The 12,252-nt window shown below is 62.7% G+C and carries 11 protein-coding genes; 4 read left to right on the top strand and 7 right to left on the bottom strand.

Annotated features, from left to right (window positions below):
- Nucleotides 1–13: 13 nt before the first annotated feature.
- Together QRN04_RS07200 and hrpA are read left to right on the top strand one after the other, a co-directional pair.
- On the top strand, nucleotides 14–325 hold the full coding sequence (locus tag QRN04_RS07200) for a protealysin inhibitor emfourin (RefSeq protein WP_284975333.1): 312 nt from the start codon (nucleotides 14–16) through the stop codon (nucleotides 323–325).
- Nucleotides 326–439: 114 nt separating this feature from the next.
- Nucleotides 440–4,453: an ATP-dependent RNA helicase HrpA gene (gene hrpA / locus QRN04_RS07195; RefSeq protein ID WP_284975332.1), complete on the top strand. Its 4,014-nt coding sequence runs from the start codon at nucleotides 440–442 to the stop codon at nucleotides 4,451–4,453.
- A gap of 111 nt (nucleotides 4,454–4,564) precedes the next feature.
- Here the strand turns inward: hrpA and QRN04_RS07190 are convergent, their stop codons facing one another.
- The 3 genes from QRN04_RS07190 to QRN04_RS07180 are packed head-to-tail and all read right to left on the bottom strand — an operon-like array spanning nucleotide 4,565 to nucleotide 7,064.
- Entirely contained in the window at nucleotides 4,565–4,993 is a 429-nt protein-coding gene (locus QRN04_RS07190) for an HIT family protein (RefSeq protein ID WP_284975331.1), read from the bottom strand.
- Nucleotides 4,990–6,144: an NAD(P)-dependent alcohol dehydrogenase gene (locus tag QRN04_RS07185; protein WP_284975330.1), complete on the bottom strand. Its 1,155-nt coding sequence runs from the start codon at nucleotides 6,142–6,144 to the stop codon at nucleotides 4,990–4,992. Before QRN04_RS07185 ends, QRN04_RS07190 begins: the two co-directional genes overlap by 4 nt.
- Entirely contained in the window at nucleotides 6,141–7,064 is a 924-nt protein-coding gene (locus QRN04_RS07180) for a sulfurtransferase (RefSeq protein WP_284975329.1), read from the bottom strand. Before QRN04_RS07180 ends, QRN04_RS07185 begins: the two co-directional genes overlap by 4 nt.
- A gap of 89 nt (nucleotides 7,065–7,153) precedes the next feature.
- Between QRN04_RS07180 and QRN04_RS07175 the strand changes: the two genes are divergently transcribed.
- A complete protein-coding gene (locus tag QRN04_RS07175; protein ID WP_284975328.1) occupies nucleotides 7,154–8,236 on the top strand; it encodes a PLP-dependent cysteine synthase family protein in 1,083 nt (360 codons plus the stop codon).
- Here QRN04_RS07175 and QRN04_RS07170 read toward each other — a convergent pair.
- The gene (locus tag QRN04_RS07170) at nucleotides 8,233–8,898 is read right to left on the bottom strand and encodes an MBL fold metallo-hydrolase (protein ID WP_284975327.1); all 666 of its coding nucleotides are present in this window, start codon (nucleotides 8,896–8,898) and stop codon (nucleotides 8,233–8,235) included. The genes QRN04_RS07175 and QRN04_RS07170 overlap by 4 nt on opposite strands.
- A 122-nt stretch (nucleotides 8,899–9,020) precedes the next feature.
- Here QRN04_RS07170 and QRN04_RS07165 point away from each other — a divergent pair, with 122 nt between their 5' ends.
- Nucleotides 9,021–9,488, top strand: a complete 468-nt coding sequence (locus QRN04_RS07165; RefSeq protein ID WP_284975326.1) for a Fur family transcriptional regulator — start codon at nucleotides 9,021–9,023, stop codon at nucleotides 9,486–9,488.
- Here QRN04_RS07165 and QRN04_RS07160 read toward each other — a convergent pair.
- Genes QRN04_RS07160 through QRN04_RS07150 form a run of 3 tightly spaced genes read right to left on the bottom strand, consistent with a single transcriptional unit; the run spans nucleotide 9,485 to nucleotide 12,167 of the window.
- Nucleotides 9,485–10,375, bottom strand: a complete 891-nt coding sequence (locus tag QRN04_RS07160; protein WP_284975325.1) for a metal ABC transporter permease — start codon at nucleotides 10,373–10,375, stop codon at nucleotides 9,485–9,487. The two genes, QRN04_RS07165 and QRN04_RS07160, sit on opposite strands and share 4 nt — an antisense overlap.
- Nucleotides 10,376–11,200: a metal ABC transporter ATP-binding protein gene (locus QRN04_RS07155; protein ID WP_284975324.1), complete on the bottom strand. Its 825-nt coding sequence runs from the start codon at nucleotides 11,198–11,200 to the stop codon at nucleotides 10,376–10,378. It abuts the gene before it with no gap.
- Between the two features lie 7 nt (nucleotides 11,201–11,207).
- The gene (locus QRN04_RS07150) at nucleotides 11,208–12,167 is read right to left on the bottom strand and encodes a metal ABC transporter solute-binding protein, Zn/Mn family (protein WP_284975323.1); all 960 of its coding nucleotides are present in this window, start codon (nucleotides 12,165–12,167) and stop codon (nucleotides 11,208–11,210) included.
- Nucleotides 12,168–12,252 lie beyond the last annotated feature (85 nt).

Below are 12,252 nucleotides of genomic sequence, written 5' to 3'. Positions count from 1 at the left end.
AAGTAGCCGGGTCATGAAGATCACCGTTCAACGCAGTGGGGGCTTCGCCGCCATGACGCTTCTCTGGAGTGTGGAGGCAGTTTCACCTGACGACAAGCAACGCTGGATGCCGATTGTCGAAGCGTGTCCTTGGGATGAAGTTATGAGCCAGCGGCAACCACGGGGAGAACCCGGACAACCGGACCGTTTCACCTACTCCATCCGGGCAGGGCAACGCCGGGCCACCCTTCCCGAGCACGAAGTCACTGGCCCATGGCAGCAGCTCATTGAATGCGCCAAGGCCGAGGGCTCAGAGTCGCGCGGCCAGATCGGTGGCCGGCTTTAGGCTGGGTACAGGGTGATTCCGGCGAGGGCGTTGGCGAAGGCGCTGAGGTAGCGACACCGGGTAGCGACCCCGGTAGGGCACCCATGCGGCCGCAGCAGTAGACTGACAGCAGCCATGACACTTCAAATTTCCTACCCTGCCGAGCTGCCCGTCTCAGAGCGCCGCGAGGATCTGATGGCGGCCATCGCCGCCAACCAAGTAACCATCATCGCCGGCGAGACCGGTTCAGGTAAGACCACGCAGATACCTAAAATGTGCTTGGAACTTGGGCTGGGAGAGAAGGGCCTGATCGGGCACACACAGCCACGCCGGCTCGCGGCACGCACCGTTGCCGAACGCATAGCCTCGGAGCTCGGCGTCGAAATGGGCCAGGAGGTCGGATTCCAGGTCCGGTTCACTGGCGAGGTCAGCGCGGCGACCAAGGTCAAGTTGATGACCGATGGCATCCTCCTCGCCGAGATCCAGCGCGACAAGCTGTTGCGCAAGTACAGCACCATCATCATCGATGAGGCACACGAGCGCAGCCTTAACATCGACTTCATCCTGGGCTACCTCAAGCGCGTCCTGCCCCAGCGGCCCGACCTCAAGGTCATCATCACCTCGGCCACGATCGACCCGGAACGATTTGCCAAACACTTCGGCAGCGACGATCAGCCCGCTCCGATCATCGAGGTCTCCGGCCGCACCTACCCGGTGGAAATCCGGTACCGCCCGCTGTCCCAGCCCGCACGCACGGACGAAGCCGGAGCGGACGATGCCGGCTCGGACGATGAGCTGGAAGAGGACCGGGACCCGCTGGATGCCGTGTGCGACGCCGTGGACGAGCTCGCCAAGGAAGCCCCCGGGGACATCCTCATTTTCTTCTCGGGCGAACGCGAAATCCGGGACGCCGCTGAAGCAATCAATGGCCGCATCCAAAGCAACAGGCGGCTGGCGGGGACCGAAGTCCTCCCCCTCTTCGCCCGGCTCAGCCTGCAGGAACAGCACCGGGTCTTCAACCCCAACGGCAAGCGCCGCATCATCCTTGCCACGAACGTAGCCGAGACGTCACTGACCGTGCCCGGGATCAAATACGTGATCGACACAGGCACCGCCCGGATCTCCAGGTACTCGCACCGGACGAAAGTCCAGCGCCTGCCCATCGAGCGCGTGTCCCAGGCATCCGCAAACCAGCGTTCCGGCCGCTGTGGGCGCGTGTCCGAGGGCATCGCCATCCGCCTCTACTCGGAGGAGGACTACGAATCCCGTCCCCAATTCACCGACCCCGAAATCCTGCGGACCAACCTGGCCGCCGTTATCCTCCAGATGACCGCCATGGGCGTAGCACGAGGCCCGAAGGATGTGGAGAACTTCCCGTTCGTCGAGCCACCGGACTCCCGCGCCATCAACGACGGCGTGACGCTCCTGCGCGAATTGGGCGCACTGAACACGCCCAAAGCCAACGGCGTCACCCCCGCAACCCAGGATCGCCACGAGGACGGCAATAGCGGCCGAGGCCGTAACGGCCGGACGGGCAGCGGCAGCGGCCTGACCGCCGTCGGACATCAACTCGCGCAGCTTCCCGTGGACCCGCGTCTGGGCCGCATGATTGTTGAGGCTGGCAAACGGGGCTGTGTCCGCGAGGTCATGATCCTCGCCGCCGCGCTCACCATCCAGGACCCGCGCGAGAGGCCGACGGACAAGCAGCAGCTCGCCGCCGAGAAACACGCCCGTTTCCGGGACGAAAACTCGGACTTTACGGGGTTCCTTAACCTCTGGAACTACGTCCAGGAGAAGCAACGTGAGTTGTCCTCCACCCAATTCCGGAAACTGTGCCGCAACGAGTTCATCAATTACTTGCGTGTCCGTGAGTGGCAGGACCTTTTCACCCAGCTTCGGCAACTAGCCAAGCCGTTGGGCATCACGCTTGATGCCAAGCGCGAGGCCGATCCAGTGGGCCATCACGAAAGCATCCACATCAGCCTGTTGTCGGGGCTGCTGAGCCACATCGGTCTCTTGGATGAGCGGAAGCGCGAATATGCCGGTGCACGCGGCACCCGGTTCGCGATCTTCCCAGGCTCGGCCTTGTTCAAGAAATCCCCCGCATTCGTCATGGCCGCCGAGCTGGTGGAAACCAGCCGGTTATGGGCCAGGGTTGCCGCGAAGTTCGATCCCCTGTGGGTTGAGCAGGTGGCTCCGGATTTGGTGAAGCGTTCGTACAGTGAGCCCCATTGGTCCTCCCGCCAAGGCGCGGTCATGGCCCACGAAAAAGTCACCTTGTATGGCGTTCCGATCATTCCCAGCCGCAGGATCAACTACGGCCGGATCGACCCGGACCTCTCCCGGGAACTGTTCATCCGCCATGCCTTGGTGGAGGGCGAGTGGAAGACCCACCACAAGTTCTTCCACCGGAACAGGGCCCTGCTGCAGGAGATCGAGGAACTCGAAACCCGGATGCGGCGCCGCGATATCCTCGTTGACGACCAAACGCTCTTCGAGTTCTACGATGCCCGGGTTGGCAAGGACGTTGTGTCAGAAAGGCACTTCGACAAATGGTGGAAGGACGCCCGCCAAACAGATCCCGCGTTGTTGGACTTCGACCAATCGTTCCTGATGAGCGAAGACGCCGAATCCCTGGACGAGTCGTCGTATCCCAAGACCTGGCTGCACAAAGGCTTTGAACTCCCCCTCAGCTACGAATTCCGCCCCGTGGCACCGGGCTCGGCGCCCAACCCGTCCGACGGCGTCACGGCGGAAGTTCCGGTGCTTTTCTTGAACCAACTCGATGACGCGCCGTTCCGCTGGCAGATCCCAGGGCAGCGAACAGAACTGGTGACGGCGCTCATCAAATCGTTGCCCAAGCAGATCCGTAAGAACTTCGTGCCGGCCCCGGACGTTGCACGGCAGGCGACGGCGGCCTTGGAGGCGGATTTCAACCCGGCCACAGACGAGCTGGAACCATCCTTGGAACTTGTCCTGCGGCGCCTCCGCGGCCACGTCATTCCACCCGGCTCCTGGAACTGGGAAGCCGTGCCCCCACACCTGCGCGTGAGTTTCAAGGTGGTGGACAGCAAGGGCAAGGTTCTGGACGAGGGCAAAGACCTATCAGCCCTGCAGGAAAGGCTGGCCCCGGCCACGCGCCGTGCCATTGCTGAATCCCTCGGTGCCACCCCCGCGACGACGACGCGGGCCAAGGCCGGCACGGGAAGAGGCGCTTCGAACTCCCAACCCCCGACGACGGGCACGGCCAACGCCGGTCCCAGCACTGACGGTGTGGTCTCCGAGCGCACAGGCATCACCGCATGGGACTTCGGCACAGTGGACCGCCAGGTCACCCGGACGGTGAAAGGACACGACGTCACCGGTTTCCCCGCGATCGTGGACGAAGGCAAGTCCGTGGCCCTCCGGGTTTTCCAGACCCGGCAGGAACAGGAAGCTGCGATGCGTGGTGGCGTGATCCGTCTCCTGGCCCTTCGTATTCCTTCACCGGACCGATACGTGCTGGAGCACCTGAGCAATACGGAAAAGCTCACCTTCAGCCAGAACCCGCACGGCTCCGTGAGTGCGTTGATCGCTGATTGCGCACTGGCCGCCATCGACAAGCTCACCCCCCAGGCCCTCCCTTGGGACAAACAGGCTTTCGATGACCTGTACGAAGCTGTCCGGGCGGAACTGATCGATACGGTGTTCACGGTGACCGCCGTCGTCGAGCGTGTTTTGGCCAGTACGCGAAGAATCCAGAAGCAGCTTAAGGCCAGTTCAAGCCTGCCACTCATCAGCGCCCTCAATGACATGAAGAGCCAGTTGGAGCAATTGGTCTTCCCTGGTTTTGTGGCACAGACGGGCTACGCCCAGTTGAGCCAGCTGCCGCGATACCTGCAGGCCATCGAGAAGCGGCTGGAGAAGCTTCCGGGGAACGTCCAACGTGACAGCCTCAACATGGCCGTCATCCAAGCTTTGGAGGACGACTACGACGACGCGGTGTCGGCCCTGCTGCCCGGGCGCCGGACAGACCCCGAGTTAACCCGGGTGCGCTGGATGATCGAAGAGCTGCGTGTGAGCCTCTTCGCAGTGGAGCTCGGCACGGCGTACTCCGTCTCCGAGAAGCGCATCAGGACCGCACTGAACCACGCGCTGGCCCCCGCCTGACGGGAAACCCCGCCTGAGGGACAACGGAGCCTGAGGGGACAACGAAAAATCCCGGCGGTGCTGGATCAGCACCGCCGGGATATCTCAGCCGGGATATTTCACATGCACGGCTCAGTCTGCCGGGACAGCCTCGTGGTGGCCTGCCGCACGCAGGGCAGCCCGCAGTTTGACGGCCGTGGCGTCCATGACCGCCGGGTCCGGACTGTGGTCGGCGTTATGCACCTCGAAGTCCGCTGTGGAATAGGCGGGCCATACATGCACGTGCAGGTGGTCCACCTCGAAGCCCTCCATCAGGACGCCTACGCGCTTTGCGGAAAACAACTCTTCCTGGACTTTTCCAATGCTCTGGGCCACATCCATGACCTTCCCCAGAAGCTCCGGGCTCGCGTGGGTCCAGGAGTCGACTTCTTCCCGGGGCACCACCAGGGTGTGGCCTTGGGTGAGCGGGGCGATGGTCAGGAAGGCCACTACGTCCTTATCCTTCCAAACAAAGCGGCCAGGGATCTCCCCATTGATGATCTTGGTGAACAGCGTGCTCATACGTCCGCCTTCTCCGATGGTTGGTGGAGGGTTGAGGCGTCGAGCACGAAACGGTACTTGACGTCGCCGGCAACCATCCGGTCATACGCCTCGTTCAACTGATCGCCAGCAACGATTTCAATCTCGCTGGCCACCCCATGATCGGCACAGAAATCCAACATCTCCTGGGTTTCGGCGATGCCCCCGATGAGGGAACCTGCATAGGCGAGCCTGCGCCTGATGAGCAGACCGGGGCTTACCGGGGGCATGTCGCCAGCGGGCAGCCCAAGCTGGAAGAGCGCACCGTCCAAGCGAAGGGTGAGGAAGTAGGGATTGAGGTCGTGGGGCGCGGCCACGGTATCGATGATGACGTCGATGCTGCGGTTCGCTGCAGCCATGGCGTCGGCATCCTTGGACAGGACCACCCGATCAGCTCCCAGTTCACGGGCAGCCTCGAATTTTGACTCCGAGGTGGTGAAGACAGTGACCTCTGCGCCCATGGCCTTGGCGATCTTGACAGCCATGTGGCCCAACCCGCCGAGCCCAACAACGCCTACCGAGTCACCCTCTTCCACTTCGAAATACCGCAGCGGCGAAAAGGTGGTGATTCCTGCGCACAGCAGTGGCGCTGCGGCAGCGGGGTCGAGACTTTCGGGGATGCGAAGCACAAAGCGACGGTCCACTACTACCGACGTCGAATAGCCGCCTTGGGTGACGGCGCCTCCGTTCCGGGGGTCGGCAGCACCGTACGTGCCGGTGTTGCCGCGTTCACAATACTGTTCCAGTCCGTCCAGGCAGCTCTCACATTCGCGGCAGGAGTCCACCATGCAACCGACGCCCACGCGGTCTCCGGGAGCGAAGTCCTCGACGGCGGCACCGACACGCGTCACGCGTCCGACAATCTCATGCCCCGGAACCAGGGGGTACGTAGGCATACGCCATTCGGCGCGGACCGCGTGTACGTCGGAGTGGCAAAGTCCGCAGAACTCGATGGCGATCTCGACATCGTCTTCTTTCGGGGCGCGCCGGGCAACCGTCAGCGGAACGAGTCCACTATCTGGAGACGTTCCTCCATAGGCCGCAGCGAGCATTTGTGTGCCGGGGGCGGACTCGCTGGTGTCAACAGTGATGGGTTTGGCAAGGGGCGGGGGTACAGGGCGTCCGGGGGTCATGCCTCGACGCTACTCCCGGTTGATGCACCAGTGCCAGTTGAACCGCTGCTCAGCGGTATCTCGTCCACTACCCCGGGGCCGCCAAAGGGCCCGCTTCCAACAACCACAGGGTTCGCATCATGTTGGGACCATTGCGAGAAGGACCCCGGAAAGAGCGCTGCTTGGAATCCGGCGATTTCAAGGGCAGCAATCTGGTGGGCGGCCGTTACTCCGGAACCGCAATAGACCGCAACGTCGCAGGAACCATCGATCCCCAAATCCGCGAAGGCCGTCCGCAACGCCGCCGCAGGGAGGAACCGGCCATCAGCCTCGAGATTGAGGGTGGTGGGGGCGCTTACGGCCCCGGGGATGTGGCCGGCCTTGGGATCTATAGGTTCCACTTCGCCCCGGTAGCGCTCACCGGCACGGGCATCGAGCAGCACACCTTTGCTGTGCCACCGCGATGCCTGTTCCTCGGTGATGATCGGCATTCCGGCCTCCGCGAGGTTGACGCTCCCTGGCACCACGTCCCGGTCACCGGTTTCCATACCGAAGCCCGCTGCGCGCCAGGCGGTAAGGCCGCCGTCGAGCAGGTAGACCGACTCGATACCCGCATTGCGCAACATCCACCAAGCACGGGCAGCAGCCATGCTGCCGCTGTTGTCGTACGCCACCACGGTGTCGCCGTCGTTGATGCCCCAGCGGCGCGCCGACGCTTGGAAGCGTTCCTGCGACGGCAAGGGGTGCCGTCCGAGGCCAGGCTGCGCGGGATCGGCCAGCTCAGTGGGCAGGTCAACGTAAACGGCACCTGGAAGGTGGCCTGCGAGGTATTCGTCATGGCCGTCAGCCCGGCCCAAGACCCAGCGGACGTCCAAGAGTACGGTCCGCTCCCCTGCTGCGAGGCGGCGGTGGACTTCAGCGGCGTCCATCAAGGTGGTCATGGGCTCTCCTCCACGTCGGCGGTTAATAGTCAGCGTCCCCGGTCAGGAAACTGTGTTCGGGCTGCCGTTTTCCAGCCTAGGCTTATCCGGTGAGCAAATCGTGTATTCAGGACAGAGCGTGGGCCAACAAGGCGATCGGCAAGATCGAAGCCGAAAACAACCGCTCTGCGGACACACACCTCTACGCCGTCCCGTTGCCCGAACATTGGGGCGTGCAGCTGTACCTGAAGGACGAGTCGACGCACCGCTCCGGTAGCCTCAAGCATCGCTTGGCGCGTTCGTTGTTCCTGTACGGCATCGTCAACGGCTGGATCACGGAAGGGACCACCATTGTGGAGGCCTCCAGCGGAAGTACCGCGGTCTCCGAGGCATACTTTGCCCGGCTCCTTGGTCTGCCATATATCGCCGTCATGACCAAGACCACCAGCCCGGAGAAGATCGCACTGATCGAGGACTTCGGCGGTTCCTGCTTGTTCGTGGATCACGCCTCAGAGGTGTACGCAGTTGCTGAGGAAACAGCCCGAACGGCTGGCGGACACTACATGGACCAGTTCACCTACGCAGAACGCGCCACGGACTGGCGCGGGAACAACAACATCGCCGAATCAATCTTCGAACAACTCGCCATGGAAGAACACCCTGTCCCGGAATGGATCGTCGTGGGGGCCGGCACCGGCGGTACCAGCGCGACCATTGGCCGATACCTGCGGTACAACCGCCATAGCACCAGGCTCGCTGTTGTGGACCCGGAAAACTCAGCCTTCTACCCGGCGTGGCGTGACGGGAACGCTGCCGCGGTCAGCGGCTTACCGTCGCGTATTGAAGGCATCGGACGGCCGCGGTCCGAACCAAGCTTCGTGCCTGCGGTCATCGACCACATGATCCAGGTGCCGGACGCGGCTTCGATAGCTGCAATGAGCCACCTGCGGAAATTCACCGGCATCCACGCCGGCCCCTCCACCGGCACCAACCTCTGGGGCGTCTGGCAACTGGTGGCCCAAATGGTGGCTGAGGGGCGCAGCGGCAGCATCGTTTCGCTCATTTGCGACGCCGGCGTCCGTTACGCAGGAAGCTATAACGACGCCGGTTGGCTCGCCGCGCATGGACTGGACCCCCTGCCTTACGAGGCCGTCCTGGACCAGTTCCACGAAACCGGTGTGTGGCCTGTCTAGACGTCCACGCTTCCGCCGGGAGCAATCGACTCGTAGGTCGTGCCATAGCGGGAGCCGATGCGCGCCACGTGTGCCTCGACAGCTCCCCTGCCCAGCTCGTTGAGCAGCCCATCATGGACGGGGAAGGCTCGGGGTGCCCTGACGGAGACGACAAAGTCCACTACCTCGGACACTTTGGACCATGGCGCGTGAAGGGGTACCAGCAGCGTCTTGACCTGGATTCCATCGGGCACCACGAAAGAATCGCCGGGGTGGAACACGTTGCTGTCCACGAGGTACCCGACGTTAGCCACCACAGGAATCTGTGCATGGATCAGGGCATGCTGGCCCCCGAAGGTGCGCACGTTGAAGCCGCCGGCATCAAACTCCGTACCGGGCTCTGCGGTGTGGATACGGGCAGCGATACCCTCATCGGAACCAGCGTCTTCGCGCAATGCCGCCGCTACGCCAGCGGGCGCATGGACCTCCAGTGTTGTGTTCTCGCGCAACGCGGCAACCACTGCCGGGCGGTCAATATGGTCGTTGTGCTCGTGCGTAACCAGTACCGCATGTGCCCCTGCCAGGGCCTCCTTCGACTCGGAAAATGTCCCTGGGTCGATGACCAGGACATGTCCTTCCTTCTCCAAACGGACACAGGCGTGGGTGTATTTGGTGAGCTTCATGTGCACAGCCTAGGGACGCTTCCTGACAGTTTCCAGACCGCTCCTGCTGGTAAAATCGGGGTTCACAGTATTCGGCGTTTGCCAGTTCGGCGTTTGCCGGTTTTCGGGAAGTGAGTCCTCCAATGCCACACGGCACCCATTCCGCCACAGGCGGGCCTACAGTGCCGGTGGCCGCAGCCGCCAAGGAGCAGCGCGTCACCAAGCAACGCCTGGCCGTCAGCGCCGCATTGGACGAGCTAGATGACTTCGTCAGCACCCAGGAGCTCTACAGGTTGCTGCAGAACAAAGGCATTTCGGTGTCGCTGGCTACGTCCTACCGCATCCTTCAATCATTGGCCGACGACGGTCTCATCGACGTTCTCAGGAACAGCGAAGGCGAAGCCGTGTACCGGCGCTGCGCGGTCACCGGCCACCACCATCACCTGCTCTGCCGCAACTGCGGGAAGGCCGTGGAAGTAGAAGCGCCCGCCGTCGAGACGTGGGCGGCCCGGACGGCGGCCGAGCATGGCTTCACTGAAGTTGCGCACACGGTTGAGATCTTTGGGCTCTGCCCGGAGTGCTCGGCGAAAAAGGCAGCTGGGGAACTTTAGGCCGCTGCTGTGGGCAACTCCCGGGAAACCCGGCCATTAAGTCCCCGGTTCGCCCGTACCTTCCCGATCACTCGGCACACCACGTAGGTAAGGAAAGACAACGTTGTCACGTAGGGGCTGATGGGTATCCTGCTGCCCAGTGCCAGCAAGATGCCGCCCACGGTCGCGGTCGTGGCGAAGACCACGCTGAGCAATACCACCAGTTTCGGTGAGGTGGTCACCCTCAGTGCCGCTGCCGCAGGGGTGATCAGCAAGGCCAACACCAGCAGGGCTCCCACAATCTGGATGGACAACGCAACGCTGATCCCCAGCAGCACCATGAATCCGATGGCGAGGGCCCGCACAGGGACACCCCGGGCTTCCGCCATCTCCGGGTCCACGCTGGCAAAGTTCAACGGCCGCCAAATGGCCGCGAGCGCGATCATCACTATCAGGGCGGTGACCACGAGCGCTTGCAGTTGAACGGTGTCAACGGACACGATCTGCCCGGTCAGCAGCCCGAATTTGTTAGCTGCCCGCCCCTCGTAAAGGGCCAGGAACAGAATGCCCAAGCCCAGGCCAAAGGGCATGATGACGCCGATGATCGAGTTTTTGTCCCTCGCGCGCACGCCCATGAATCCGAGGAGGACTGCTGCGGCCACGGAGCCGATCAGGGACCCCAGGATGATGTCAGCACCGATCAACAGGGCGAAGGCGGCACCGGCGAAGGAAAGTTCCGAAATGCCGTGGACGGCGAAAGCCAGGTCGCGTTTCATCACGAAGGTCCCCATCAGGCCCCCAAGAAGCCCCAGGACCGCACCGGCCCATAGGGAGTTCTGGACCAGGCCCAGCAGTTCCGCGTAGTCCTCGAAATTGAACACCGTGTGCAGGATGCTGTTGAAGTCCATCTAGAGCCCTTCCGCCGCGTGCGCGTCGTCATGGAAGTGCGTGGTTGCGTCCGGAAGCCCGACGACGACGATCCTTCCGTTGGCGTGGATGACCTCCACGTGGCTGCCGTAGAGATCGGACAAAACTTCGGTGGTCATGACTTCATGGGGCGGGCCCACCCTGAACCGGCCACCTGCCAGATAAAGGACCCTGTCCACATAGTCCATGATCGGGTTGATCTCGTGCGTCACGAAAACTACTGCGCTGTTGCGTTCGTGGCATTCCCTGTTGATCAAGGAACTGACGGCTTGTTGGTGGTGCAGGTCCAAAGACAGGAGCGGTTCGTCGCAGAGCAGCACTTGCGGCTCGGACGCCAGTGCCTGGGCAACCCGCAGCCTTTGCTGCTCCCCACCTGAGAGCTGCCCTACCGACACCTTGGCGTAGTCGCTGGCTCCCACGAGCTCAAGCAGTTCATCGATGCGGCGATTGGTCTTTCCGGCTGCAACCCGCAGGCCCCAACGGTGCCCGTCGAGGCCGAGGCCCACCAAGTCCCTGGCCCGCAAGGGAGTGTCCGGGGCGAAGGATTTCTGCTGCGGGATGTAGCCGATGCTCCTGCTTCCCCGCTCCACCGGATGGCCAGCCAGTGAAACAGTGCCCGCATGGAGTTCCTGAAGGCCCAGCAGGACTTTCAGGAAGCTCGTCTTGCCGCTCCCATTAGGGCCGAGAACTGCCAGGAACTCGCCGGGGTTGATGTCAAGGTCAAGGTCCCGCCACAAGGTCCTCTTTCCGAACTGCAGGCAGGCTCCGCGCAGGCTCACGGCCGGCGTCGAAAGTTGTCCGGTCATGGCAGGGCTACTTTCCAAGTGCGGCCGTCAGGGATTCCACGTTCTCAGTCATCCACTGAACATAGCCCTTGCCGTCGGGAAGCGTTTCGGAAAAGTTCACAACAGGTATCCCGGCAGCCTCCGCAGCCTGCTTGACCGCTTGGGTTTGCGGGCCCTCGGTCTGGTCGTTGTAAGCCAACAACCGGACACCTTTGTTCGCCATGAGGCCAGTGGTTTCCTTCATCACGGAGGCCGGGACGTCCGTGCCCTCTTCCACCGCGGCACTGAATGCTGCGGGGGTTTTGTTCTCCAAACCTGCTGCCTCCAAGAGATACAGCGGAACCGGTTCGGTGATCGCCACGGGCGCGTGGTTGTAGCGCTGTTCCAGGACCGAGAGTTTTCCCGAGAGTTCTGCCAGTTTGGCTTTGAACGCGGCCGAGTTGGCTGTAAATGCCGATGCCGATGCCGCGTCAAGCTTGCCCAGCTTGGCAGCTACTGCATCGGCGAGCTTGCCCATGGAATCGATGTTGTACCAAACGTGCTCATTGAATCCGTTGGTGTGCCCGTGGCCATCGTCGGCAGATGCGGCCGCGGACGGCGTCGTCGCCTCCAGGCCGGAGACATCAACGGCCTTGACCACGTGATCGGAACTGATCTTGGTCTCGTCGGCAATCTTCTGGACGAAGTCGTCATATCCGCCGCCGTTCTCCACCACGAGGCCAGCCTTGGAGACGGCCAGCTTGTCCTGCGCGCTGGCCTCATAAGAGTGCGGATCCTGGCTGGTCTTGGTGATGAGGGCCTTCACGTTGACCTTGTCGCCTCCGATCGCCTGGACGATGTCGCCGTAGACGTTGGTGGAGGTCACGACGTCCACCACTCCCGGAGTGGACTGGCCAGCTCCACTCGCATTGCCCGAACAGGAACTGAGCATGAGGGCTGCCATGCCGGCAGCAGCAACGATGGACAGGTGGGCGGCTGGGCGTCGCACAGAACCTCGGATCTACTCACAATGAGAATCAAACACGTTTACTGACGTTCCGAGTCTAGCCCTAAATGGGAATGATTCCTATTTA

It is taken from the genome of Arthrobacter sp. efr-133-TYG-104, assembly GCF_030208915.1.
In the GTDB taxonomy this organism is placed as follows: domain Bacteria; phylum Actinomycetota; class Actinomycetes; order Actinomycetales; family Micrococcaceae; genus Arthrobacter.
This window is presented reverse-complemented; position numbering and strand designations above follow the sequence as displayed.

Coding starts and splice junctions, on each gene's coding strand:
- QRN04_RS07200 (WP_284975333.1), top strand. CDS start 14: ATGAAGATCACCGTTCAACGCAGTGGGGGCTTCGCCGCCATGACGCTT.
- QRN04_RS07190 (WP_284975331.1), bottom strand. CDS start 4,993: ATGAGCACGCTGTTCACCAAGATCATCAATGGGGAGATCCCTGGCCGC.
- QRN04_RS07165 (WP_284975326.1), top strand. CDS start 9,021: ATGCCACACGGCACCCATTCCGCCACAGGCGGGCCTACAGTGCCGGTG.
- QRN04_RS07185 (WP_284975330.1), bottom strand. CDS start 6,144: ATGACCCCCGGACGCCCTGTACCCCCGCCCCTTGCCAAACCCATCACT.
- hrpA (WP_284975332.1), top strand. CDS start 440: ATGACACTTCAAATTTCCTACCCTGCCGAGCTGCCCGTCTCAGAGCGC.
- QRN04_RS07170 (WP_284975327.1), bottom strand. CDS start 8,898: ATGAAGCTCACCAAATACACCCACGCCTGTGTCCGTTTGGAGAAGGAA.
- QRN04_RS07180 (WP_284975329.1), bottom strand. CDS start 7,064: ATGACCACCTTGATGGACGCCGCTGAAGTCCACCGCCGCCTCGCAGCA.
- QRN04_RS07160 (WP_284975325.1), bottom strand. CDS start 10,375: ATGGACTTCAACAGCATCCTGCACACGGTGTTCAATTTCGAGGACTAC.
- QRN04_RS07155 (WP_284975324.1), bottom strand. CDS start 11,200: ATGACCGGACAACTTTCGACGCCGGCCGTGAGCCTGCGCGGAGCCTGC.